Origin of the sequence: Mycobacterium appelbergii, assembly GCF_032883035.1 — a bacterium.
GTDB classification, from domain to species: domain Bacteria; phylum Actinomycetota; class Actinomycetes; order Mycobacteriales; family Mycobacteriaceae; genus Mycobacterium; species Mycobacterium appelbergii.
This window is the reverse complement of sequence record NZ_JAMQTH010000005.1, coordinates 220729-244695: the sequence shown is the minus strand read 5'-3', so window position 1 is coordinate 244695 and position 23967 is coordinate 220729. Positions and strand designations below refer to the sequence as shown.

The window sequence follows — 23967 nt, the reverse complement described above, 5'->3', positions numbered from 1 at the left end:
AGGTCGCGATCCGAACGTCGTTATGCAGCGTGTTTGCATATTTGCATAGATATCTGCCGGATTGGTCGTTGCTCACATTCTCGCCGTCACTGAGACTTGGCACACATCGACACGAGGTTGAGTAAGCAAACGATGACAGATGAATCGGCGACGAGGATCCCCATGAACCCCCCACCACCCTCGCCCGCGGCCCCGCAGCGGCCGAGGACATCGCGACCCAAGCTGGTGCTGTGCGCAGTGCTGATCGCCACGCCGGTGATACTGGCGTTGGCAGTCCCGCTGTATCAGCGCGTCGAGCCGACGCTCATGGGGATCCCGTTCTTCTACTGGTTTCAGATGACCATGGCTGTTGCGGCGGCCGGCGGGTGTGGCGCGAGCTACTTCATCGCGTTTCGGAATGAACCGGAAAGCGGTGCGGACCAATGACGGTCAACGCTGTCACCGTCGGCGTCTTTCTGGCACTGATCGCCCTGGTCACGGGGATCGGTTTCGTGGCCAGCCGCTGGCGGCGCGCCAGCAGTTTGCATGACCTCGACGAATGGGCCTTGGGCGGCCGCGGTTTCGGCGGGTTCGTCACCTGGTTCCTCCTCGGCGGCGATCTGTACTCGGCCTACACCCTGATCGCCGTGCCTGCCGCGATCTTCAGCATCGGCGCGTTCGGCTTCTATGCCGTGCCGAACGCTGTTGTCTTGTACTCGTTGGGTTTCTTGTTTCTGCCCAAGTTGGTTCGCCTGGCGCACGAAAAGGGTTACGTCACTCTTACCGACTTCGTCAACGACCGATTCAAATCGACGACGCTTGGCGTGGCGATCACGATGACGGGACTGCTTGCGACACTTCCCTATTTGGCGCTGCAGTTGATCGGGCTGGAGGTGATCTTCGCGTCGATGGGAATCAACGCCGGGCCGGGAGCGAGCTGGTTCATCGGTCACCTGCCCTTGTTCATCGCGTTCGGTGTGCTGGCCGCTTACACCTACTCATCGGGCATCCGCGCTCCCGCGCTCATTGCGTTCCTCAAAGACGGCCTGACCTATGTTGTGGTGATCGTCGCGGTGATCGTCATCCCGATCAAACTGGGCGGATTCGGGAACATCTTCGCCGATGCGGGCGCGGCGATCGCGGCCAGGACCAACGCCACCGATCCGCAAGCGGCCACGATCAGTGTCGACGCCAGTGTGTACATGACCCTGGCACTCGGCTCCGGCATGGCGTTCTTCCTGTACCCGCACGCCATTACCGGTGTGTTCGCTGCCCGCGGCGCCAAGACGGTGCGACGCAACATGTCGGTGCTGCCGATCTACACCGTGCTGCTCGGCCTGGTCGCACTGCTCGGCATGATGGCCCTGGCCGCCGGGATCACTCCGCTCAACGGCAATCCGCAGTTCGCCGTCCCGCAGCTGTTCACCGAGATGTTCCCGTCCTGGTTTGTCGGGGTCGCGTTCGCCGCGATCGCGATGAGCGCGCTGGTGCCGGCGGCCATCATGGCGATCGGCGCGGGGAACCTGGTCAGCCGCAACCTTATCCGTCAGTTCTCCCGGGGCGAGACCAGCGCACGGCGCGAGACCGAAATCTCAAAGATCGTGTCGGTCCTCGTCAAGGTCGGCGCGCTGGTGTTCGTGTTGACTCTCGACAGTCAGTTCGCGCTGAACTTCCAACTCTTGGGCGGGATCTGGATCTTGCAGACACTGCCTACCGTGCTGTTGGGTCTGTTCGCGGCGCGCTTCATGAACAGTCGGGCGCTGCTGGCGGGATGGGCAGTCGGCATCGTTTACGGGACGCTGGCCGCCTACAACGTGTCCTCGCCCCAAGCCGATCACTTCGGCGGGTCTACCGCGATGCCGCCCTTCCTCTCTTCGCCGATGTACATCGCGATCACCGCGTTGATCATCAATCTCGTGGTGACTTTGGTATGGACGCTGGTGTCCGTCCAAGTTCGCAACTTCACCCCGCAGCGCAGTGCCCTGCCAGACGTCGACCGTCTGGATTGCCCCGGTGATACAGCGGCACCGCATGATTCGTCTACCCCCAAGGAGAGTTCCGTCCTATGACCGCGACCATCGACCGCGCCGACCGCGGATCGGTACGCATCCTGACCATCAGCAACCCGTCGAAACGCAATGCGTTCAGCGCCGGCATGGCGCCGATGCTGCGCACACTCCTTCTGGAGGCCGACCACGACCCGGCAGTGCGCGCCATTGTCGTCACCGGCGGTGATGAGGTCTTCTCGTCGGGGCATGATCTGCAAGAGGTGCTCGACCAACCCGAAACCGCCGGAGACCCGGAGGCCAACGCGGCCTTCACGCTTCCGGCAGACATCGGCACCCCGGTGATCGCAGCCGTCAACGGGGCCGCGTATGCCGCGGGATTCATCCTGGCACTCAACTGCGATATCAGAATTGCCGGCAGCAGTGCGCGGTTCTGTGCCGTCGGTGCCCGTATCGGCCTCGTACCCGTGGGCGGTCAACTCAGCCGCTTGCTCAACGTGGTCAGTTACCCGGCCGCGTTCACGATGTTGGCCACCGCAAGCCCGGTCGGTGCGACCGCCGCCCGCGACAGTGGCTTCGTCAACGAAGTCTGCGATCCCGCGGACACCATCGAACGCGCGATCGCGCTGGCCGAGGAAATCAGTCAAGTGTCGCCGGCCGTCGTCCGGGCGATCAAAACCGGTCTGCGGACCACTTTGCAGCACGGCATGCCGGCCGGCAACACGCTGGAGCCCGCCTTGGCGGCGATCGTGCGGGAGCTGCCCGACGGTGACGAAGGCGTGCGGTCCTTCCTGGAGAAGCGTCCACCGCAATATCCTGACGCCCCAACGGATCTGCAAGACAAGCTCGACAAGACAGGAACAGCGGGATGAGTCATCGTCTGCGTGAAGACGTCGTTCGCGACCTCGCCATCAGCTACGGTGTCCCCGCCAACGCCGTGACGTTCGCGCCGAGCCCCGATGACGCCGACGAGGTGGCCCGCCAACTCGGCCGTCCCGTGGCGATCAAACTGGTCGCCGACGACGTCATTCACAAAAGCAAGGCCGGCGGTGTGCTGCTCGGAGTGGAGCCCGGGGACGTCGCCCTCTGCACCCGGACGTTGCTGGAGAGCCAGCGCGCCAAGGGTATTGACGTGAAGGGCGTCACGATCGAGGCGATGGTCGACTCCGGGATCGAAGCCGTCGTCGGTGGCCTGCGCGCGCCCGGCTTCGGGCCTGTTGTGATGTTCGGCCATGGTGGGGTAGACGTCGAAACGTTCGACGACGTGGTGTTCGCGCTCGCCCCGATCGACGCCGACGATGCGCGCACAATGGTTTCGAGCACTCGATTGGGCCGGGTGATCGAGAAGCGGTTCTCCGCCCGGGTAGACGATGTGGTCGACGCGCTGCTGGCGGTCGGTGGAGCCACGGGAATGCTGCTCAACGAGCAGATCACCGAGGTCGACTTCAACCCCGTGGTCATCACTGCCGATCGCGTTGTGGCCGTGGATGCCCGCGCCACCGCACTGGAAGCAGCGGACGATCACGCTGTGCAGGTGCCGGATGCGGCGGCGGTATTCGAGATGTTGCGCCCGGCCATATACCCCCGGTCGGTGGCGATCGTCGGCGCATCGGCCGATGAGCGCAAGATGGGTTATCGCGCGGTGCGCAGCCTCGTCGATTTCGGTTACTCCGGTGAGATCCTGCCGGTGAGCAACAAGAATGAGTCGCTGTGTGGTGTTGCCACCGTCCCCACCGTCGATGATCTTCCGGACGACGTGGACCGCGCCGTGATCGCGTTACCCGCCGCGGCGGTGCCTGCCACTCTCCAGGCGTTGGCGCGGCGTGGTACTCGTACCGCCCACGTCTACACCGCTGACACTCCACCATTGGCAGACGTCATCGTAGGATCCCGGCTTCGGGTGTTGGGCCCCAACTGTATTGGCCACTACACGCCGTACGAGAAACTGACGATGATCAGCCCAGCGGCCTCGTCGACCCAACCCGGTCACCTGGCCGTGGTGTCACAATCGGGCACCTACGCCGGCGACATCCTCCGCCGCGGAACGGAACTGGGGTTGGGATTCAGCTTCGTCAGCTCGGTGGGCAACTGCGATGACGTGAATCCAGCCGAACTACTGGCCTTTTGCCAAGCAGATCCGCGCACCGAGGCGGTGGTGTTCTACCTCGAGGACGATCGCTGGGCCGGTCAGTTCTTCCGGCTGGCCCGGATGATGACAAAACCGGTCGTGCTGTTCAAAGGCGGCCGTACCGCAGCGGGCGGCGTCGCCGCGGCTTCGCATACCGGAGCACTGGCCAGTGATCCGCAACTGCTGGCTGATGCCGCCCGACAGGCCGGAGTGCTGCTGGTCGAAGATCTCGACCGGTTGCTCGACGTCCTGACCGCACTGCAGTTCGTCGGGAGCGTCGACGGTGACAACCTCGCACTGCTCGGCAGCGGTGGTGGGGTGGCAGTGGTCGGCTCCGACCGCGCAGATCGGTGGGCCCTGCGGATGGCGCCGTTCTCGACGGCCACCGAAGAACGTCTCGCTCCGTTCCACGCTCCAGGGTCGAGTCTGGCCAATCCGATCGACATCCCGATCTGGTCATTGTTCGACGACTCGGGCAGCTATACCGGGGCGATCGTCAGCGCCGTCGCGGACGACTCGTCGATCGACGCGGTGTGTGCGTTCCTCGACCTCGGCACGGTGTTCGACATGAAACCGGTTGAACCGGGAAACAAGCTCATCTGGTCGCTGACCCAGGACATTCTGGCGGCACGTCGTGGCGACACTCCGCTGGCCTTGGTGCTGCGCAGCGGGTTCGACGCGAATCAGGATGACCTCGTCCGACAGCTTCGTCCGGTGTCCGCCGCGGCCGGCGTGGCGCTGTTCGACTCGGTTGATCGTGCTATCGACGCGCTTGGGGCAGTGCGGTGGCTGACGCGTCACGGAAAGACGGCGGGAAGCCGACAGCCGTGACGCGGCCCGGCGTCGCACTTCTCGTGGTGGCCGTCAGCACCTTCCTGTCGATGAGCGTGTGGTTCTCCGCGTCCTTTGTCGCGCCGCAGCTCGTCGAGGTCTGGCACCTGTCACCCACCGGTTCGTCGCTACTGACGATCGCGGTGCAACTCGGGTTCGTCGTCGGTGCTGTCGCGTCGGCGGCTACCGGGCTTGCGGACGCGGTGGCTCCGACGAAACTGATGTGCTGGGGCGCTCTCGGCGCCGCCGCGGCCAACTTCGGGCTGTTGTGGTCCGACGGTCTGGCAACTGCGGTTCCGCTCCGGCTGTTCACGGGTCTCTGTCTCGCGGCGATCTACCCGCCGGCCCTCAAGGAGATCTCGACGTGGTTTCGTGCCGGCCGCGGTACGGCGTTGGGCGTGATGATCGGCGCGCTCACGTTGGGGTCGGCTCTTCCCCACCTTGTCCGATCCTTCGGCAGCGTGCCCTGGCAGCAGGTCATCGTGGTGACATCGGTGATGACCGCGGTGGGAGGCCTGTCGGCGCTTGCGTTGCGTTCCACCGGTCCCTACCCGTTCCCGCGGCGACCCTTCAACTTCGCTGCTGCCCTGGCCAGCTTGCGAAACAAGAACGTGGCGCTGGCCAATGTCGGCTACGTCGGCCACATGTGGGAGTTGTACGCCATGTGGGCATGGGTCGGGGCGTTTCTGGCCGCCGTCCCAGCGGTCGCTGCCGCCGCCAACGCCCAGGCCACCGCTTCGGCCCTGGCGTTCACATGCATTGGCGCGGGCGCGCTCGGCTGCTTGGTGGGCGGGCGACTCAGCGACCGGTTCGGCCGGGCCGAATCCGCATTGATCGCGCTGCTGTGCTCCGGCAGTGCTGCGTTGGCATTGAGCCTGGTCGGACCTCGCACGCTGGTCGTTGTCGTACCGCTCTGCGTCTTCTGGGGCTTCTGGGTGATTGCCGACTCCGCACAATTCTCGGCCCTGGTCACCGAGCACGCCGACCCCGTCTACGTAGGTGGTGCGGTGTCGATCCAACTAGCGCTCGGGTACTGCACCACGGTTCTGAGCCTGTGGCTGGTTCCTGTTCTGGTGCAGCATTTTTCATGGTCCGCGGCGCTGGCCGTGCTCGCTGTGGGCCCGGCCGTCGGCGCCGTCGCCATGGTCGCGCTCGCCCGGTCGCAGCGCCGTTCACGCACCGGTCGTTGCGGTGTGATGGCCGGGAGCCAGGCGTAGGCCGTTACGGTCGGCGACCAAGTCGACCAGGCAACGGGTGATGGCGCGAACCCGTGCCAAGCGGGCGAACTGCGTCGGAACCACCAACCAGTAACTGTTGGGCATCGAGACATCAATATTGTCGATGCGGGTGATGCCCGGGGTGTCGTCACCGATCCATGTCGGCAGGTAGCCGAGGCACAGGCCCTGTTGGGTTGCCTCCACCTGCGCCGAGATGGTGTTGGTGAGGATGGTCAGCCGAGCGTTCGGGACAGCGTGAAACAACGCTTCGTAGGTGGGCAGACCCAACGAGCCTTCCACGTACCAGACGAACTGGTGATGACGCAGGTCCTCGACCGAGCAGATCGGCGGCCGCTCGTCGAGGTATGCCGGCGCGGCGTAGGCGCCCATCTCGAAGTCTGCAAGCTTCGAGACGGTTACCGCCCGGGCCGCTGGACGCTCGATCGAGACCGCCACGTCGAACTCTCGCGTCGACAACGAGGTGTGCTGGTTGGAACTGACCAGCTCGATCGCCAATTCTGGGAACGTCTGACGAATGCGCGCGAGACCAGGATTGACCAGATGGCTGGCGAATCCGTCCGGCGTCAGTACCCGTACAGATCCCTTCAGCGCGGCATTTGAATCCAGAAGGTCCTCGCGAGCAGCTTGGATCGCTGCCTCAACAGCCTCGGCGTGCACCAGCAGGCGAATACCGGCGTCGGTGAGTGTCCAACCGGCGTGATCTCGATGGAAAAGCCGTTGGCCTACGGAGCGCTCGAGTTGGGACATTCTGCGGCTGACCGTGCTTTGGTCCAGGCCGAGGTGTTTGGCGGCCTCAGTCAGGCGGCCGCTGCGCGCAACCTCAACGAAAACACCGAGATTGTCCGCGGATAACACCCGTTAACGATAGCGAAACGCCCAGCTGCGGCGTGGACGACGTCACGGGCTCAGGACACCGCCATCCACACGCCCAGTGCCACCATCATCACGGCGATGATGCCGTCGAGGATGCGCCATGTCGACGGGGTGGCGAACAGTCCGGCCAGTCGGCGCGCGCCCAGGCCCAGGCCGGTGAACCAGATGGCGCTGGCGGCGACCGCGCCGGCGCCGAAAAGCCAACGCTGCTCGTGATGTTCGTTGGCCACGGTGCCGAGCAGCACCACGGTGTCGAGGTACACGTGAGGGTTGAGCCAGGTCAGTGCCAGGCAGGTCACCAACACCTCGGCCAGGCGGGCCGGGGTGCGTTCGGAAGGATTCAGCGCTGAGGGCCGCCAGGCGCGCCGCGCCGCCAGTATCCCGTAGCCGATGAGGAACGCCGCACCGCCGAACTTGGCGACGGTCATAGCGTCGGGATGCGCGGTGATCAGCGCCCCGACGCCCGCGATGCCCGCCGAGATCAGGATCAGATCGGAGATCGCGCACACCGCGATCACCGGAACCACATGCTCACCGCGAATGCCTTGGCGCAGCACGAAGGCATTCTGGGCGCCGATTGCGGCGATCAGCGCCATCGTGGTGAGGAAGCCGATCAGTACGGGGGAGTTCACGCTTCGACGTTATGGATGGTGGGTAGGCAAGTACAGCTAATGATTCTTAGTCATCATTAGAAATTCTTATATATGGGGCGACATGAACGAAGCAAAACCGCCATCGGGGTGTAGGTTGCAAAACTCCGTGTCGAATTGCATTTCAGGATGTCGAAGGATGTCGAAGGATGTTGAATTCGACATCCTGGAATGCAATGTTGTGTGGGATCCCAGCTTCTCCCAGTCGTCATCCGCTGACGCGGCGCTCAACTTCGCGTGGCCCCTGACGAGGAGCGGGCATCGGTTCCCGTTCCCGAGGGGCGCCGCGAACGGGCATCACTTGCGCTGACGCGCTGCTACCGCAGGAACTGTCGGGACACGCCCGCGCTTTGACGGGTTTCTATTGACGAATATGTCGATAATTGATGTGGGCATGCTGACGTACGGCATGCGTTGGGAGATGCGCACTGGCGCGGCGGCAGAGTGGGGTAATCGGTGATTGAGCGGGTGCGCGTTCTGGGATATCGCAAGTTTCGCGAGTTGAACTTCGAGCCGCACCAGCGCCTCAACATTCTCATCGGTGATAACGACGCGGGAAAGTCGACTCTGCTAGAGGCGATCACCTTGGCGCTGACGGGGCGGATCAATGGGCGACTGGCTAGCGACGAGGTAAATCCGTTCTGGTTCAACGCCCAGATGGTCAAGGAGTTCTTCACCGCGCGGGCCGAGGGGCAGACCCTTGCGCCACCGGTGATTGAGGTCGAAGTATTTCTCTACGACCGCGATGAATTCCAGCGAAACCTATTCGGTGCCAACAATTCAGAGCTGCCAACAAGGGCTTGCGCTGGTATCCTTCTCCGAGTCGAGCCCGATCCTGATTATGGTGACGAGATTGAGGCCTACTTGGCTGAACTGGGCGTAGATGATGATGGGCCGTCGTCGCTGCCAGTGGAGTACTACCGCGTGGACTGGCGCACGTTCTCCAACAAGATGTTGACAGCTCGTCCGAAAGAACTGACGACTGCAGTTATCGATTCGCGCACCATCCGATCTAACAGTGGGATGGACATCCACCTCAAACAGATCCTCAACGATCACCTTGAAGCCCCGGATAAGGCAAAGGTGTCCCTGGCTGTGCGCGCCAATCGCGACACGCTGGCGTCTCCGCACCTGGAGGCGGTGAACGAGAAGATGGCAGACTTGCCCGGGCCGCTGGATGACAAACCGCTAAAGCTTGCTATGGATCAGACTGGTCGTGGCGCCTGGGATTCCAGCGTGATCCCACATGTAGCCGAAGTCCCGTTCATGTTGTCGGGGCAGGGACAGCAGGCTGCGATCAAGATTGCCCTGGCCATGGGACGGACAGCTTCGGCGGCACGGGTGGTGATGATCGAAGAACCTGAAAACCATCTCTCCCATACGAATCTGAATAAGCTGCTTGCCCGCATCGCTGATCTCGCCGGTGATGACCAGCAGCTGTTCATCACCACACACAGCTCATATGTGCTCAACCGAATCGGTGTCGATGGTTTGCAGCTAGTTGGAGAAAACGGCATTACAGCACTGGGCGCACTCTGTGAGGACACCGTCGCCTACTTCAAGAAGCTGCCCGGATACGACACGTTGCGAATGGCTTTGGCTGGGCGGCTGATTCTCGTCGAAGGCCCGTCCGACGAGATCGTTGTCGAGCGGTTTTACATGGATACGCATGACGGCCGGCGGCCCATCGCTGACGGGATCGACGTCATTAGCATGCGTGCGCTGTCGTTGAAGCACTGCCTGCGGCTGGTTCAGGCGCTCGGAACGCGGTGTGCGGTGTTGCGCGACAACGACGGCAATGACCCAGCCGAACTGCTCAAGGATCTGGCCGAATACCTCAACGATGACCGCGGGGTCTTCATCGGAGCATTCGGTCAGGGCAACACGCTGGAGCCTCAGATCGTGTACGCCAATGACGAGAAGACGGTACGTACGGTGCTGGCGATCACCGAGAGAGCTGTCCTGGCAACCTGGATGGACAACAACAAGACCGAGAGTGCGCTGCGGATCCTGGAGACCAGCACCACGCTCAACGCGCCGAGCTACATCACTGAAGCGATGGCTTTCATTGAAAATTCAGGCTAATAACCGGCTTACGCTGGCGGTCGCTGGATCCCGTAAAACTCAAGGGTTGGTGGATTCCTGCAAAGCGGCTGATCCGAGCGAGCGCATTCTGGTCCTGACGTACACGAGCAATAACCAGCACGAACTGGCAACAAGGCTCGACCGGCTCGCAGGCGACCACTCCCATGTCGAGGTGAATGGCTGGTTCTCGTTCCTGCTACAGAATTTCGTTCACCCCTTCCTGCCGTTGATGTTTGAAGGAAGGCGCGTTGAAGGGTTCGACTTCGACAGTCCACCCCAGATGTACGTCGCCACGGGTAGCTGGCAGCGCTACATCAATGAACAAGGCGCCGTCAGGCGAGTACACCTCCCGGAGTTGGCGGTGCAGATCAATCAGGCCGGTGACGGAATCTGTATGGACCGACTTGGGCGAGTGTACGACCGAATCATGATCGATGAGGTCCAGGATCTATGCGGATACGACCTGGAGATCCTGGACCTGTTAATGGCATCCAAGGTAAAACTCGAGATGGTCGGCGACGTTCGTCAGGCCATCTTGGCTACCAACGGCCGTGAAGCCAAGCACAAGCCGTTCATGTACATGCAAATCTGGAAATGGTTTCAGGCCCAGGAACGGGCCGGGCGTTTGGTTGTTGAGCAGCGACGCGAAACATGGCGATGCGCACCAGAGATCGCAGCATTCGCCGATTCATTGTTCGGCGCCGAGTGGGGATTCGAACCGACGGTCTCGCTCAATACTATGCGCACCGACCACGATGGGATCTTCCTGATCGCACCAGAACATGTCGATCAGTACAACGACCGTTATCGACCAATCCTCTTGCGTAACAGCAAGGCAAGCGGCAAGCAGTATGATCACCTCGACTGCGTGAACTTCGGTAAGGCCAAAGGGCTTCAACGACCGCGGGTGCTGGTCTTTCCTACCGGCCCGATCTGTACGTTCATAACGAAGGCAAAGAAGCTAAATGACCAGCAGGCAGCGAATCTCTACGTAGCGGTTACCCGAGCTCAGCACAGCGTGGGGTTCATCATCAATCCGCCCAAGGACACCACCACCCCCGTATGGACTCCAGACACAGGAATCATTGGCGGCCGACCAGTGGACATCACGCAAGGGTGTGATGATCCGTAGGCCGACGTCATCGTCGCTTGTGGCGCAGGGATTCTCGTTCACGGTGGAAGTATTCGAGATATAGGGTCAAATCGATGACTGTGCTGCCCTTGTGACACCAGGACATAGTTGCGTCGACTGTCCGTTCAGCGCTGACCGAGTTCGCGTCTTCGCGACGCTGCCCGGCTGCAACTGCAGTTGCTTCACAGATCAACGATCATGGACGTGGCGTGGTTGGTCCTGCCACACTGACGATGCGTTGTTTTTAAACGCACAAGAAGGTGTGGTGCGGGATTCTGTAGCACTAGCTGGGCCGCAGATCATGCGCCATATGGAGCGGAGATGTCGGCCGGCGTTGAGGTTGATGTTGGTTCCGCGGTCATTGAATACCGGGTCGCGGATGGGCAAACTGCGGCTCAGGCCGCTCACCGGGTGTCGTTGGGTGGGTTGTTCGATGCCGCTCCTTGGCGCACATTTCGTTGGTACCAGGGGCAGCGGCATTATTCGGGTAAGTACTGGTCGGTCACCGAAAATGATCATGTCGTCTATGAGTCTCGGTTGGAGCTCTCGGCGCTGTTGATGGCCGACTTCGACCTCGCCGTCAACACGATCAAAGCGCAACTGTTTCGCCTGACGGCACTGGCCGGTAGCCGCAGGCGATGGCATGTGCCTGATTACTTGTTCAGGCCAATTACGTTGCCGCCAAAGCAGGAATCGTCGGCCTAACCCGCACCATCGCCCTCGAAGGAGCCCGCCACGGCATCACCGCCAACGCCATCGCCCCCGGCCTGATCGAAACGCCGATGCTCGCCTCCATGAACGGCCCCGCTCGAGACAAACTGGTCGCCAAAGTCCCCCTCGGGCACACCGGCAACCCCTCCGACATCGCCGAAGCGGCCGCCTACCTCTGTTCGCCCGCGGCCGGCTACGTCACCGGCATCGTCCTCGACGTCGACGGCGGCCTAGGTATTGGGTCGTCCATCCGATAATCCCATCGCGGCGTCGATGCTCGTCGAGCGGCAGGCTTTGAACTTCGCCGCGAAGGCGCCAACCTGGCGATTTGGTGACATCCAGCAAGAAAAGCTGCCGGAGACGACGCGACTCTGCGAGGAGAGCGTCGCAGAGGTGGTGGCACGATGGTGCGAGTCGGCCGTTACGAGCGATGGGTCCGTTTCGTAGAGCGCACCGTTGAGCGGTTCGGGACAACCTGTGGGGCCGGTGCCTCGATCATCAACACGTCGTCCAAGGGCGGTTTCGGAGGCACACGATTTGACTCGGGTATGCCCCAGACAAGGAACCCATCCGCGGCCTGTCGTGCGTGGTCGTGCGGGAGCGGGGCGAGTACAACATCCGTGTTAACACAGTCAGCCGACGGCTGGACAGACAACGGCGGACACTTAACTGCGCAAGCGCAGCCCCTCGGTTCAGAGTGGGCGCGAAAGGCCTTTAAAGGCAACCCCTTCGGACGAATCGGTGAACCTTATGACGACGTCTCACCGATCTTCGTCTTCCTGGCCCCGATGATAGCCATTGTGTGAACGATCAAAGTCTCCACGCCGACGGCGGGGCGTGGATCAGCGCCTAGCCAAGCTAAGTGGTCTGGTTCGTTAGTTCGTCGGGGGTTATGCGGCGTGGGTGGCGCGTTCGTGCTGGTCGAGTCGTTCGAGGTGCCGGTTGAGGTCGGTGGTGGTGTATTTCCATTTGAACGGTATGGCGGTCGCGTTGTACCGGTCTTCGAAGGCAAGTAGCCGTTGCTCGACGGCGTCGAGATCGGCGACGTCGTTGGGTGAGAGCACTTTACGTTGAATGATCGAGAAGTAGATCTCGACCTGGTTGAGCCAGGACGCGTGGACTGGGGTGTGGACCATGATCGCATTCGGATACTGCGTATTGAGCCGGTCGATCGCGGCTTGTCCACGATGGGTCGATCTGTTGTCGACGATCCAGAAGACACGCCTGGCCGAGGCGTAGGGCTCTTGGCTCATGACGTGATCGACCAGCGCGGTAAACGCCGTTATCCCGGTGGCGGTGGCGCATCGTCCGAATACCCGCCCGTGTCTGACATCGTAGGCAGCGAGATATGCCAACGCCCCGCGGCGGCGGTAGTCGTGGTTCACGCGCAGTGCCTGGCCCTTGCCTGCCGGCGCTGTGGCATGGCAGCGGTCGCGGGCCTGGATGGAGGGCTTCTCGTCGGCGGAGATCACGTACTCGTCGGCACCCAAGGCCACGCCCTGGTAAGTGCGGGCGTAGAGGTCGAGTACGACGGCCGCGTCGTCGGCGTCTGGGCTCAATGGTGTATGGGACTCTGTGATGCGCTCCGACGTTGAGTCCCATATTGACTGCAGTGTCTGACTATGGAGATCAGCAAAGCGCACCGCGTCGCTCAGCTTGAAATCTAGAACCTCCATCGCGTGCGCATCGACGATGTCGAACACGAGATGGGCAATCCTGCGGAGGTGGCGGTCGAACCCTGCCATCCGATCGAAGTGTCGTTCCAACGCAAGGAGGTGAATCACACTGTCGACTGCGGATGTTGGTGGGGATTTGAAGGCTTTGCCGTAGTCGATGGAGGCCTGCAGTTCGCCAATCCTGCGTAGTTGGCTCTCGGCGTCAAGGACGATCTGTGGGTCAAATTGACTACGTAGTCGTGCGACAACTTCGGCTTCGGGTTGGCTCGTTACGATTCCGGCGAAGAACTCGAGCAGTGCGTCCGAGCCGTGCAGTTGTTCGCTACTGAGCACACTTCGTGCACGAACGTCCCACATGTGCAACGCGCCGTAGAGATGCAGAGGGTCACTGCGCTCGATCATCTTTCGCAGCGAGTCGATCTCTGCACCGATGCGTGCCTGTGCGGCGAGTCCCTCTTCTGTGATTTGCTCACGTGCAACACCGAGTGAGCGAGAATCCGGCGATTGGCGAAGCCCTTGAAGTGACTTGATGGCGAGAGGCGACAAGTACCGGCCGAGTTGCAGGACGTCGGTTGGGTGCCGACTACCGGGCATGGTTCGCGCAGCCCGACGTCAGTGTGCGATGGTTCCGCATCTAACCTCCACTCGCCCCAGGATATTTCGCATCGATAGTAAGCGGACACCGTGCGCGGCCGTTGAAGACTTTGGGCAGGACATGCGCAGTCTGAGCGGTTGAGGGCTCGCTTGGACTGCCATGCATCCGGTCGCATTCCCAACCATCACATGGCGTTGCGACGCGGAGCTCTGCTACCCGTCCAGGTTTCAAGGTCGGCCGGTCGCAGGTTGAAGGGGCTATCACCGTGGCGGCAGAGATCGTTAAGCAAGCGCATCCGCTGCCTCATGCGATGGAGTGATCGACTCCGCAATCACGGCCTGTGTCGAGCCGAAACAATTGGTCATTATCTGCAACAGAAGGCCTTTGAACCGTCGGTTATTTACAGGTCGCGCAGAGTGGTTCACGGCTGCGGCGCTTCGCGATCCATGAGTCACCACAGTTGACGCAAACCTGGGCGACGCCAACGTGTTCGAGTCGGAGCACGCGGAGCGGATGCGAGGTGCCTACCGATTGCAGGAAGTCGTCGATCGACGCGACGGGGATACCGAATCGCCGCGCTTGTTCGGCCTTTCGGGACTGTGTGGATGTATCGGCCGCGACCAGGAGGCCACACCCTTTGGCCGTAACGGAGTCGGTTGTCGACAGTCCATGTCGCACGGCAAGCAGCTCGAGGTCGCTCCGTTCGATCTCATTACCCGAACCGTCGGTTGCTGATCCGGTGAAGCACACCGACAGTCCGGGTGCAAGGACGACGGTGTCTTTGAGTGTGCGATGCCCGTCCGTGTGCTGCGTGACAAGGTCGGGGTCCAGCTTCAACAAGGCAGCCGCACGGCACAGTTGGTCGATCTCTTCATCGGTGACTGCACTGTCGGCGAGGGCAGCCTCGACGAGACCGCTGAGGAAGGTTCGGTGTGCGCGTTCGATTTGGTGCGAACTCAGACCGAGTGCGGCTGCGACTGCGTGAAGTTCAGACCGCTCGTCGGTGGTGATTCGAAGGTCGGCGATCGCAGTATCGAGCAGTGCGATGTAAGGGGCAATGTCCGGTGCGATGTGTAGCCCCGCGGCAAGCTGCGCCAGATATGGGGCCGGCGCGTTGGCGTTGGCGTGACCGTCGCGGGTACACACGCGCACCGGATTGGCCTCGATCGGGTGTGCGCGTGCCGCCGCTCCGGCACTCCTGAATTGGCCGGCGACCGCGATCAGGAGCCGGGCTGTGGCTCGGGCATCGGCGAGTGCGCGGTGGGCATCGTCGAGCGTAACCCCGTGGTCAGCGCAGGCTTGTCCGAGCTTGCATCCGGTTACCGATAACGTGTCCAGACCGGATCCCCAGTCGATGTCGATACCGACACGCTGCATCTCGGCGCCGACCATCCGTGAATCGAACCGAAGGTTGTGAGCTACACAGACGGCTCCGTGAACGCGCGCCGCAACATGTCCGGCGACATCGGAGAACAACGGTGCGTCCTTCACCATTGATGGTGTGATTCGGTGAAGCCACGTCGGGCCGACATCACGAGCAGGGTTGATCAGCGTGTCGAATTCGTCGGTGACGACGCCGTCTCGGTCCAGGGTGACGATCGCGATCTCCACGATGCGGTCCTTGGTGTAGAGCCCTGTCGTCTCGACATCGATGACCGCGATTCGGTCGGCGTCACTGAACAATTCAGCAAGGCCGTGGCCTTCGGACTGTGCAGCCGCTGGCGATGCCGCCGGTGTGCTGACGGCACCTGTCCATTGAGTTCCGTCCCACCATCGCAGCGCCGCCACCCGCCACGGATCTGGATACCACCCGGCTACAGGCATTCATTACCTCCGAAACTGTCCTGTGCCGGTCGAGGCCGACGGGCAAGTCGTTGCGAGATCCCGTGCGGGCGATGACGCACTGTGAACTCAGCCCAAATGCTCTGGGCAGTAGGCCACCGCGGCGGCGGCGATGGACGATGCCGTATCCCATGGGTATGGTCCGTCGTCCATCAACTGGTAGACAGCATCCAAATCAGACACCCCGTTGTCCATCAGCTGGCACACCATGAGGCCGTGCGTGCGCATGAGTGTTGGGTTCGTCACCGTGATGAGAAAGCCGTCGTCGTCTGGGGTGGCCAGCAGCCTGAAGTAGGTGTCGTCCTGTGTGGATAAGCCAGCGGGGTCGGCATTCGCGTTGCCCATGGCCACGGTGCTGGCTGCAAGGATGAGCGCGCCGGTAGCGACGAGCCTTTTCGTCATGAGTCGCAAGCGAAGCCGTCGCCGTCTCGGTCGCCGCCGGACCAGTACGCAGGGTCGTCCTGCGGAATGTCATACCGACCGCCTTGGTGCGCCTGCGTGCAGTTCGCATACGGTCTGGCTGCCGCTGCCGCTGCCGCTGCCGCTGCCGCTGCCGCTGCGGGGCGAGGCCGACGGCGCTAACGATGATTGCCGCCGCGATGAGTAGAGACCGAACCATCGCTGAGACTCCTGATCTTGATATTGACGCATACGAAAGTTAGCGAAGCGTAATCCCGCCAAGCCATCGGCAGATGGCATTTTCGAAAATTTGCCGCGACCGGATTTCGGTAGCCTCCAGGCGCTCATCAAGGGGCGCTTCGATCGTCAAACTGCGATTGCAGTGCGCAAGAGGTGGGTAGCATCCGCCCATGCCATTGGCGAATGGGGAGGTCTTCGCCGGCTTCAGGATCATGCGATTGCTGGGGTCGGGAGGAATGGGTGAGGTATATCTGGCGGAGCACCCGCGGCTACCCCGCGACGAAGCGCTCAAGATCCTGCCCATTGAAGTCTCAGCCGACCCCGACTTCAGGGCCCGGTTCAGTCGAGAAGCGGATCTGGCGGCCAAGCTCTATCATCCCCACATAGTCGGCGTGCATGATCGTGGCGAGCACAACGGCCGATTGTGGATTTCAATGGACTACGTCGAAGGCTCCGACGCCGCTCGACTGCTCCGCGAGCGGTATCCGGCTGGTATGCCTGCCGATGAAGCCCTCCACATCATCACTGCGATCGCGGGCGCACTCGACTACGCACATGACCACAAACTGCTGCACCGCGACGTCAAACCAGCCAACATCTTGCTCACCACGCCACGCAAAGGCGGCCGCAGAATCCTCCTCGCCGACTTCGGAATCGCGCGCTCCACCAACGACATCAGCGGACTCACTGCAACGAACATGACGGTTGGAAGCGTCAATTACGCAGCACCTGAACAACTCATGGGCGAAGTCCAACTCGACGGCCGCGCCGACCAATATTCTCTCGCCGCCACCGCGTACCATCTCCTCACCGGCGCCGCACCCTTCGAGCACTCGAATCCGGCGGTCGTCATCAGTCATCATCTCAACTCAGACCCTCGCCCCATCAGTAAGCATCGGCCCGAACTCGCCGATTTCGACGACGTCATGGCTACCGCGCTCGCCAAAGAGCCAGGCGACCGCTACACCAGCTGCCAGGAATTCGCCGACGGCTTGTCGAGCCGAGGGCGCACGCGACCGCGGCAAACTACAACCGTTGCGGCACTTTCCAAACCAGCCCGAGAACCATCCAAGGCGCAGGCTGCCACGTCTGTGGCATCGGCACCACGAGAGAAACACACCGTGACGTCCCTCGTGGCCGGGATTGCATTGATAATGCTGCTCCTTGCCGGACTCGGCTTCGCCTGGTGGAAGCTGACCGGCCCCGACGCCAGATCCGAAGCGACGTCATCACCTCAAGTTCCCTCACTGACAACACCAATCAGGGCAACATCGGTGACTCCACCGCTTGCGGCACCATCAAGTACGCCACCGCCGACGAGCACAGACACCACGGCGGCCGGTCCTGCCGAAGGCTCCGATTGCGCCCATGTGCAGATCAACGTGGTCACCACGTCGAACTCAGGCACAGCCATTCGATGCGCCAGCGGGCCCGGAGGTTACACCTGGCAACCGGACACGGGTACCGAAATCGCTGACCCCGCGATCGTCGGCCAAATCGGATGGGACAATTGCATAAAGCAATTCCCACAAGCCAAATGCGTTGCGGCAGCGGCGTCCATGGTCGGTTCCCGAAACACTAGCGGACCTGTTTTCCCGCCGGGTACCTACGATGTCCCGGACACCATGGCATTCGGAACGTACGCCGCGCTCCCTCAGTCCAGCGGCAACTGCGCCTACTACGTGTATGACAAGACTGGCAAGCTCTACGATTCCACCAGCTACACCAACGCCTTTGACAAACCGGTCGTCGAAGTGAACCCGTTCGCGAGCGGAGGAAGGTTCCAGACAGTGGGCTGCACGCCATGGGTCATGATCAAACCGCTCGACCCGGACTGGTGACCGAAACGCCCAGGCCTCAACGGACGCAACGTCCTAAGCTGCAGACCAGTGCCTGGGCAAGAACCACACCCGCAGCAGAGGCCGCACGGCCCGAGAACGCGAGGTACCGGGGAGCTGCTCGTTTCTCCGCGTTGAAATCCAATAGCTGCTGACCGACGGCGTCATTATCGGCTGCCCAGCCGGGACTTGGCGACGGCGCGAGAAATTATGCAAACCGACAGCTAGCGGAGTCGGAAATGACACCGACCTTGGCAACCTACATGACGCCAGAAGTCATCGGCTGCTCTGACTAGCGCTTTCTATGTGCTGCGCCCGCAGCACTTCCGCCCAGCGGCAGCCCGTTGACCAGGTGGTCTGCAATCCGCGTGAAACCGAAAGTGACGAGCAAAGGTCAAAACGGGTATATTCGATGACTACTGCCGGGTTACTTTACGGATGAAAATCGCCGCCTTCGTGGTTGTTCCTATAGACTCGTCGCTGACCAAGGAGGTGCTCGCGAAATGTCTGACCTGCTGGTTAAGGCTGGTGATGACACCGCACGGATGGACACCCACGAGGTCGTCGCCTACCTGTTGGCCCGCCTCGGACCCACACTGACGGCCTACATCGCAGGCTCCAAGAGTCGGGCGATGCCTGCGCGCTGGGCTGCCCCACCGGGCGACAGCACCCATGCCGAGCCCTCGACTGAACGGGCGCGGCGTCTCAAGGCCGCCCACACCGTATTTCTCCTGATCGCGGAAGCAGAGAATGATCAAGTCGCGCGCAGTTGGCTGATCTCGGCCAATCCTCGCCTGGACGGGGTCACTCCGGCTGAACTGCTGCGCGAAGACAAATTCCCTACTGTCTTTCGCGCCGCGGACGCATTCATCACCGACACCTACCACTCCTAGCTACTCGTGAGCTGAAGTCTTTCTATACTCAGCCGGATCGCTGTGTAGAGGAGGGCAGGTGCAGGTGTCGTTGATGGAGACGGCCATCTGCGCGTCCACGGGGCTTAACATCGTCGCCAGTGCCGGGCAGAGCATCTTTCGTGTGGCCCGCACCCGGTATGGGCCGGTCAATCCGCCACCCCGCGTTCCCGGCCACCATCCTGTCGAGGGCTGGTCGCGTTGGGATACGCCGGGAAGGACCATCTATGGATGCACCTCGGCGACGGGCGCATTCGTCGAAGTCTTGGAGTACATCAGGCCAGACCCGCCCCAGACGCCGTTGACCGAACTGTTCGATGATGTTGGGCCTGACGACGCAGAGACGTTGGCCGAGCAGATCGCGCGAGAGCTGCCGGCGCAAGGGGCCATGCTGTACCGGTCTATCTCGAAGGGCTGGCGGGACGTGCGCTCTCTCTACGAACTGCAATTGCCCTACAGCGGTTGGTTCGTCGACATCACCGGCGCCGAGTCGATATCGGTGCTATCAGAACAGCTGGGCGCAACTCTGTTGGCCGAGTGTGGGATCGAACAGCTCACGGTCAGCGAACTGACCAGTTCCTCGGCAGATATGAAGAAGCTCACGACCGGCATCGCTGCCTGGATTCGAGAGCGGATCGTCGTGTTCGACGGTGAGCGTCCGCACGGAATCTTCTACCCCTCCAAATGGGGGACCACACTCGGTGACAACTACGCGATGTGGTTGCGACGCATCGACGATGAAACCGGTACCGACCCACTCACACAGCTGGACCCCTCCAGCATCGGCAAGCACACGAAGCCCTTCGTTGATGCCGCACGGCTGCGCGGTATGCGAATCTTCTAAGCGTTCTGAAGATCTCCGGACGATATCGGACCGCCTGCACAAGTCAGCAGGGCCTTTCGGCGGACACTTGCGGATACATTCGACGACGGTTGTCACCCGAGAACCCCTGTGTACCAGATGAAGTAAGAGCTAATGAACTGTCCACTGACCCGCGAATCTAGTGATGTGGTTTCAATGCGGGCAGTAAGACCGCAAGCTGCGCAACCGTACGGTTATGGTTTTGTCAGTTTCAAATGGAAAAATCGGCTGCCAGAAGCAAATGGAACTCGCCGGACCCGCAGGTCAGGGGAGCGTCATTGCCGGCCCAGTTCTGGAGATGACACCGGCGGGGTCGCGACGAACACCAGCGCATATCAGACGCCTGCCACCCCGTCGATGCGTTCACGGATCAGATCAGCATGCCCGCAGTGGCGGGCGTACTCGGCGATCATGTGGATGTAGATCCAGCGCAGGCTCACCTCGCCGCCCATGAACGGGCTGGTGTCATCGAGCCCTCGCGCCGCGCAGTTGGAGCGCGCACGGGCGATCTCGTCCTGCCAGATCTGTGTGGCTGCGCGATACGACGACTGTGCTGACACCTCGAAACCGCCGTCGTGCCCGTCGGGATGATCCCGGGGTCCGAAGATCTGTGGCGCCGACTCACCGGTGAACACCCGGCGAAACCAATTCCGTTCCACCTCCGCGGCGTGCTGGACCAAGCCCAGCAACGTCAACTCCGACGGAGGCACCGACGCTACCCGCAACTGTTCATCATCGAGTCCGTCGCATTTCGACGCTAACGTCACGCGGAAGAAGTCCAGCCAACCCTCGAGCGTCGTGCGTTCATCAGCATTCAGTGGCGGCATCTGCCGCTCCATCGGCGTCATACCCACTGATGCTGCCATCGCATCCCGACACCATTCGCTCAGCAAGCGGCCGTGGGCTCCGCGATCTGCAGGATCTGCTTGCCGAAGTTCTTACCGTCGAACAGGCGGTTGAGGGTGTCGACAGCGTCCTCGACCGTGCCTTTCTGGACATCTTCTGCCCAGACGATGTCGCCGGTGCGGATCCACGCGGTGAGCCGGTCGGCGGCTTCGTCGAAGCGGTCCAGGAAGTCGGTGACGATGAACCCTGCCATGCTGGCGCTGCGCACCGTGATGGTTGACAGGTTGGTCGGTCCGTAGGCGGCAACGTTGTCGTAGAACAGGTTCACGCCGCGGGGTGCGAGCTCGGCGATGCGGTCGGCGACATCGTCGGCCTTGTAATCGATTGCGGAGTCGAATCTAGCGGTCTCGGTGAGCCATTGGGATTTCTCCGGCCCATCGGCCAGTCCGATCGTATGGGCGCCTGCCAAGCGGGCGATCTGGCCGGCCACCGACCCGGTAGCCCCGGCAGCGCCTGACACGAGCACGACATCTCCGGGGCGGACCTCGACCATGCCGAAGCAGGCGGTGAGGCCGGTGGTGCCCAACACGCCGAGCGCCGCCGTCGGCGCGATGCCGGCAGGGACTTTATGTGCCCGAGGGAAGCGCATCACCTTCGCCCCATGCGGCTCGGGCGGGCGGACCTACGAATCAGACTCCGGTGCGACACGATTCGCGGTGACGACCGGCCGCCACGACTGGGCGTGGAACACCACCGGCGTCTGCCTGTATTGCGCGCACTGTTGTCAGCTGCAACAACGCGCCCCCATCGAACGACTGGGTTTTCCGTTGCGGGTGATCAGTCCACCGATCAGGGGACAGTCGAGGCCCGTCTGTACCTGGTCGATATACAAGGACCGCGCGGCGATTCCCGGCGAGGCCTATGCGAGCGTGGGGTTCGCGGGGCACCGGCGAGTCCGAGCGATCGAGCCGTGCCGCCTACACCGCCGGAGTGATGTTGGCACCCGCGCCCTTGACGGAAGCCTTCGCCCGCTTCTCCGCACGCACCGATCTCCCGTTACGGACGAAGCCGGCCGCGGAGATCGAAGCCGACAGCAGCGCCCCTTCGCCGTTGACGAACGGGTGGAATCCGACGCCGACGCCGCCGCGACCCTTGACTGGAATGTCGGCGACTTCGGTTACTTTCCAGCCTTTTTCGGAAATCGACAGGATGGCTTCGTCGTTTTCGCAGGTCACGGGAAGTGCCGCGATAACTTCATCGCCATCGGCCGCCAGCTTCACGCCGGCCACGCCGTTACCCGCTGCGCCCTGTGGATTCACCGCAGCCGGGTCGATACGCAGGATCTTTCCTCGGCGGGTCACCAGCGCCAGGTGATAGCCGTCGGGCAGCACGCCCGAACGCACCAAGCCGGTGATGTCCGGCGCCACCGGGATGTCGCGGATCTTAAAGGGCAGACCGCTGCCGTTGGTGAACTTGACCCGGCCGTCGGTCCACACCGCCCAGCCCAGGCCCGAGGTGAGCAGCTCACCATGGCTGTCGGAGAACACACCCCGGTCATCGAGGCGCCACGCGGAGTTGACCTTCCGCTCACGGGGGCCGTCCTCATCGGCCCGTGACGTCACCGGGGTGGCTGCCGCGTCCAGTACGGTGCGGCGGTCGAACTCGGGGCCGTCGAACAGTTTCGCCGTCTCTTTGAGCTCCTTGTTGATGACCTTCCGGCGTGCACCGGGGTCGGACACCAGTTCGGTGAGCTCGATGAACTCGGCGTCCAGCTTCTCCGCTTCGGCCTGCAGTTGGATCACGTCCAGCTTGGTCAGACGGCGAAGCTGCAGTCCCAGAACGTAATCAGCTTGATCAGCATCGATCGCGAAACGCTTCTGCAACCCCAGCCGGGCCTCGTCGACGGTGTCGGATCCGCGGATCACCGCCACCGCGGCATCGATGTCCAGGTGGATGGTCATCAGGCCGGCCACCAGGTGACGCCGGGCGGTGACCTTCTCCAGGCGGTACTCGCTGCGTCGCACCACCACCGAATCGCGCAGGGACAGGAACGCGGCGATCAGTTCACGCACCGACCACCAGCGCGGTACCCGGTCCTCATCGAGGGCGACCAGGCTGGCCGCGAACGTCGACTCCAGTGGGGTCAGGGCGAGCAGCTGGTCACGGATCGTCTCGGCGCTGTGCCCGCGTTTGGCGGTGACGACGATCCGCAGCCCGTTGCGGCGGTCGGTCAGATCGGACATGTCGGCCACGCCGGACATCTCGCCCGATTCGACCAGTGACCGGATCTTCTCCTGCACAGTCGAACTGGCGACCCCGGGAGGAAGTTCGGTGACGATGACGTTCTTCCCGTCGACCGTTACCGTGCCGCGCACCGTGAACGCTCCGCGGCCGGTGGTCATGTACTCCCGCAGCCCGGCCGTGCCGACCACCGTGGACCCGCATCCCCAGTCGGGGCCGGGAATCAGCTCGGTCAGCTTGTCGTCCGAGAGGTTCGGCTTGGTCAACAGTGCCCGGCAGGCAGCCATCACCTCACGGGGGTTGTGCGCGGGAACCTTGGTGGCCCAGCCTTCGGCGATCCCGACCGCTCCGTTGCAGAGCAGCACCGGCCACCGTGCCGGCAGCACGGTCGGCTCGATCCATTCGCCGTCGAACGTCGACACCATCGGCACGGCGTGATCATCGAGTTCGGCGGTCAGTGCCGCACCGGGTGCGGACAACCGCATCTCGGTGTAGCGGTCGGCCGCGGGAATGTCCCCCTGGATGCGAGGAAATGCGCCCTGCCCGTCAATCACTTTCACGCGCTGGAACTCCGCAGCCATCAGCGCCGCGGCCCCGTACATGGACGCGCCGCCGTGTGGGTGCAGATTGCCGGTGACCGCCGAGCAGACCTTCGAGGACTTCTGAGGCTTGTTGCCGGGTAGCAGTTTCGAGTCGTGCATCTGGTAGAGCAGGCGTCTCTGGCCCGGCTTGAGCCCGTCGAACGCGGACGGGATCGCGCGATCGCTGACGCTGTAGAGCGCAAAGGTCAGCTGGTAGTGGTTCCAGTAGTCGTCGGCGCTCTGGTCGAGCACCAGGTCAGGATTCTGCTCAGGAACGTCCAAGGTGGCGGTCACGGTGTGTTT

21 protein-coding genes and 1 pseudogene are annotated in these 23967 nt (G+C 62.5%); 13 read left to right on the top strand and 9 right to left on the bottom strand.

What is annotated here, in order from left to right; translation table 11 throughout:
* The first annotated feature begins 162 nt into the window (after positions 1-162).
* Genes M1247_RS13595 through M1247_RS13575 form a run of 5 tightly spaced genes read left to right on the top strand, consistent with a single transcriptional unit; the run spans position 163 to position 6161 of the window.
* Entirely contained in the window at positions 163-426 is a 264-nt protein-coding gene (locus M1247_RS13595) for a DUF3311 domain-containing protein (RefSeq protein ID WP_317156869.1), read from the top strand.
* The gene (mctP, locus tag M1247_RS13590) at positions 423-2048 is read left to right on the top strand and encodes a monocarboxylate uptake permease MctP (protein ID WP_317156868.1); all 1626 of its coding nucleotides are present in this window, start codon (positions 423-425) and stop codon (positions 2046-2048) included. The genes M1247_RS13595 and mctP overlap by 4 nt, the downstream gene beginning before the upstream one ends.
* Positions 2045-2857 carry an enoyl-CoA hydratase/isomerase family protein gene (locus M1247_RS13585; RefSeq protein ID WP_317156867.1) on the top strand — a complete coding sequence of 271 codons (813 nt, stop codon included), beginning with the start codon at positions 2045-2047 and terminating at the stop codon, positions 2855-2857. The genes mctP and M1247_RS13585 overlap by 4 nt, the downstream gene beginning before the upstream one ends.
* The gene (locus M1247_RS13580) at positions 2854-4944 is read left to right on the top strand and encodes an acetate--CoA ligase family protein (protein WP_317156866.1); all 2091 of its coding nucleotides are present in this window, start codon (positions 2854-2856) and stop codon (positions 4942-4944) included. Before M1247_RS13585 ends, M1247_RS13580 begins: the two co-directional genes overlap by 4 nt.
* Positions 4941-6161, top strand: a complete 1221-nt coding sequence (locus tag M1247_RS13575) for an MFS transporter (protein WP_317156865.1) — start codon at positions 4941-4943, stop codon at positions 6159-6161. Before M1247_RS13580 ends, M1247_RS13575 begins: the two co-directional genes overlap by 4 nt.
* Here M1247_RS13575 and M1247_RS13570 read toward each other — a convergent pair.
* Both M1247_RS13570 and lysE read right to left on the bottom strand, forming a co-directional pair.
* On the bottom strand, positions 6117-7037 hold the full coding sequence (locus tag M1247_RS13570; protein ID WP_317156864.1) for a LysR family transcriptional regulator: 921 nt from the start codon (positions 7035-7037) through the stop codon (positions 6117-6119). The genes M1247_RS13575 and M1247_RS13570 overlap by 45 nt on opposite strands.
* Positions 7038-7087: 50 nt before the next feature.
* On the bottom strand, positions 7088-7687 hold the full coding sequence (gene lysE, locus M1247_RS13565) for an L-lysine exporter (protein ID WP_317156863.1): 600 nt from the start codon (positions 7685-7687) through the stop codon (positions 7088-7090).
* Positions 7688-8161: 474 nt separating this feature from the next.
* Here lysE and M1247_RS13560 point away from each other — a divergent pair, with 474 nt between their 5' ends.
* From M1247_RS13560 to M1247_RS13545, 4 genes are all read left to right on the top strand, one after another.
* Positions 8162-9790 carry an ATP-dependent nuclease gene (locus tag M1247_RS13560; RefSeq protein WP_317156862.1) on the top strand — a complete coding sequence of 543 codons (1629 nt, stop codon included), beginning with the start codon at positions 8162-8164 and terminating at the stop codon, positions 9788-9790.
* Complete coding sequence (locus M1247_RS13555) at positions 9774-10922, top strand: UvrD-helicase domain-containing protein (protein ID WP_317156861.1); 1149 nt, start codon at positions 9774-9776, stop codon at positions 10920-10922. Before M1247_RS13560 ends, M1247_RS13555 begins: the two co-directional genes overlap by 17 nt.
* Positions 10923-11243: 321 nt before the next feature.
* Positions 11244-11627, top strand: a complete 384-nt coding sequence (locus M1247_RS13550) for a hypothetical protein (RefSeq protein WP_317156860.1) — start codon at positions 11244-11246, stop codon at positions 11625-11627.
* The gene (locus tag M1247_RS13545; RefSeq protein ID WP_317157033.1) at positions 11615-11890 is read left to right on the top strand and encodes an SDR family oxidoreductase; all 276 of its coding nucleotides are present in this window, start codon (positions 11615-11617) and stop codon (positions 11888-11890) included. The genes M1247_RS13550 and M1247_RS13545 overlap by 13 nt, the downstream gene beginning before the upstream one ends.
* Before the next feature lie 633 nt (positions 11891-12523).
* Here M1247_RS13545 and M1247_RS13540 read toward each other — a convergent pair.
* Positions 12524-13192, bottom strand: a complete 669-nt coding sequence (locus M1247_RS13540) for a transposase (RefSeq protein ID WP_317156859.1) — start codon at positions 13190-13192, stop codon at positions 12524-12526.
* A gap of 120 nt (positions 13193-13312) precedes the next feature.
* Between M1247_RS13540 and M1247_RS13535 the strand changes: the two genes are divergently transcribed.
* Complete coding sequence (locus M1247_RS13535) at positions 13313-13498, top strand: hypothetical protein (RefSeq protein WP_317156858.1); 186 nt, start codon at positions 13313-13315, stop codon at positions 13496-13498.
* An 802-nt stretch (positions 13499-14300) separates the two neighbouring features.
* Here the strand turns inward: M1247_RS13535 and M1247_RS13530 are convergent.
* From M1247_RS13530 to M1247_RS13520, 3 genes and pseudogenes are all read right to left on the bottom strand, one after another.
* Positions 14301-15728: an exonuclease domain-containing protein gene (locus M1247_RS13530; RefSeq protein ID WP_317156857.1), complete on the bottom strand. Its 1428-nt coding sequence runs from the start codon at positions 15726-15728 to the stop codon at positions 14301-14303.
* Between the two features lie 87 nt (positions 15729-15815).
* Positions 15816-16148, bottom strand: a complete 333-nt coding sequence (locus M1247_RS13525) for a DUF732 domain-containing protein (protein ID WP_317156856.1) — start codon at positions 16146-16148, stop codon at positions 15816-15818.
* Positions 16145-16246, bottom strand: a pseudogene (locus M1247_RS13520) (excalibur calcium-binding domain-containing protein); the annotation flags it as partial. The gene M1247_RS13525 and the pseudogene M1247_RS13520, both read right to left, overlap by 4 nt.
* A 309-nt stretch (positions 16247-16555) precedes the next feature.
* Here M1247_RS13520 and M1247_RS13515 point away from each other — a divergent pair.
* The 3 genes from M1247_RS13515 (at position 16556) to M1247_RS13505 (ending at position 19978) form a co-directional block, all read left to right on the top strand.
* Entirely contained in the window at positions 16556-18226 is a 1671-nt protein-coding gene (locus M1247_RS13515) for a serine/threonine-protein kinase (RefSeq protein ID WP_317156855.1), read from the top strand.
* 500 nt (positions 18227-18726) lie between these two features.
* Entirely contained in the window at positions 18727-19116 is a 390-nt protein-coding gene (locus M1247_RS13510) for an antitoxin Xre/MbcA/ParS toxin-binding domain-containing protein (RefSeq protein ID WP_317156854.1), read from the top strand.
* 58 nt (positions 19117-19174) lie between these two features.
* Positions 19175-19978, top strand: coding sequence for an RES domain-containing protein (locus M1247_RS13505; protein WP_317156853.1), 804 nt, complete (start codon positions 19175-19177; stop codon positions 19976-19978).
* 353 nt (positions 19979-20331) lie between these two features.
* Here the strand turns inward: M1247_RS13505 and M1247_RS13500 are convergent, their stop codons facing one another.
* The 3 genes from M1247_RS13500 to M1247_RS13490 all read right to left on the bottom strand — a co-directional run bounded on the left by M1247_RS13500 (position 20332) and on the right by M1247_RS13490 (position 23958).
* Positions 20332-20844, bottom strand: coding sequence for a DinB family protein (locus M1247_RS13500; protein ID WP_317157031.1), 513 nt, complete (start codon positions 20842-20844; stop codon positions 20332-20334).
* Positions 20845-20882: 38 nt separating this feature from the next.
* Complete coding sequence (locus tag M1247_RS13495) at positions 20883-21491, bottom strand: zinc-binding dehydrogenase (protein ID WP_317156852.1); 609 nt, start codon at positions 21489-21491, stop codon at positions 20883-20885.
* 328 nt (positions 21492-21819) lie between these two features.
* Positions 21820-23958 carry a DNA gyrase subunit A gene (locus M1247_RS13490; RefSeq protein ID WP_317156851.1) on the bottom strand — a complete coding sequence of 713 codons (2139 nt, stop codon included), beginning with the start codon at positions 23956-23958 and terminating at the stop codon, positions 21820-21822.
* Positions 23959-23967: the final 9 nt, after the last annotated feature.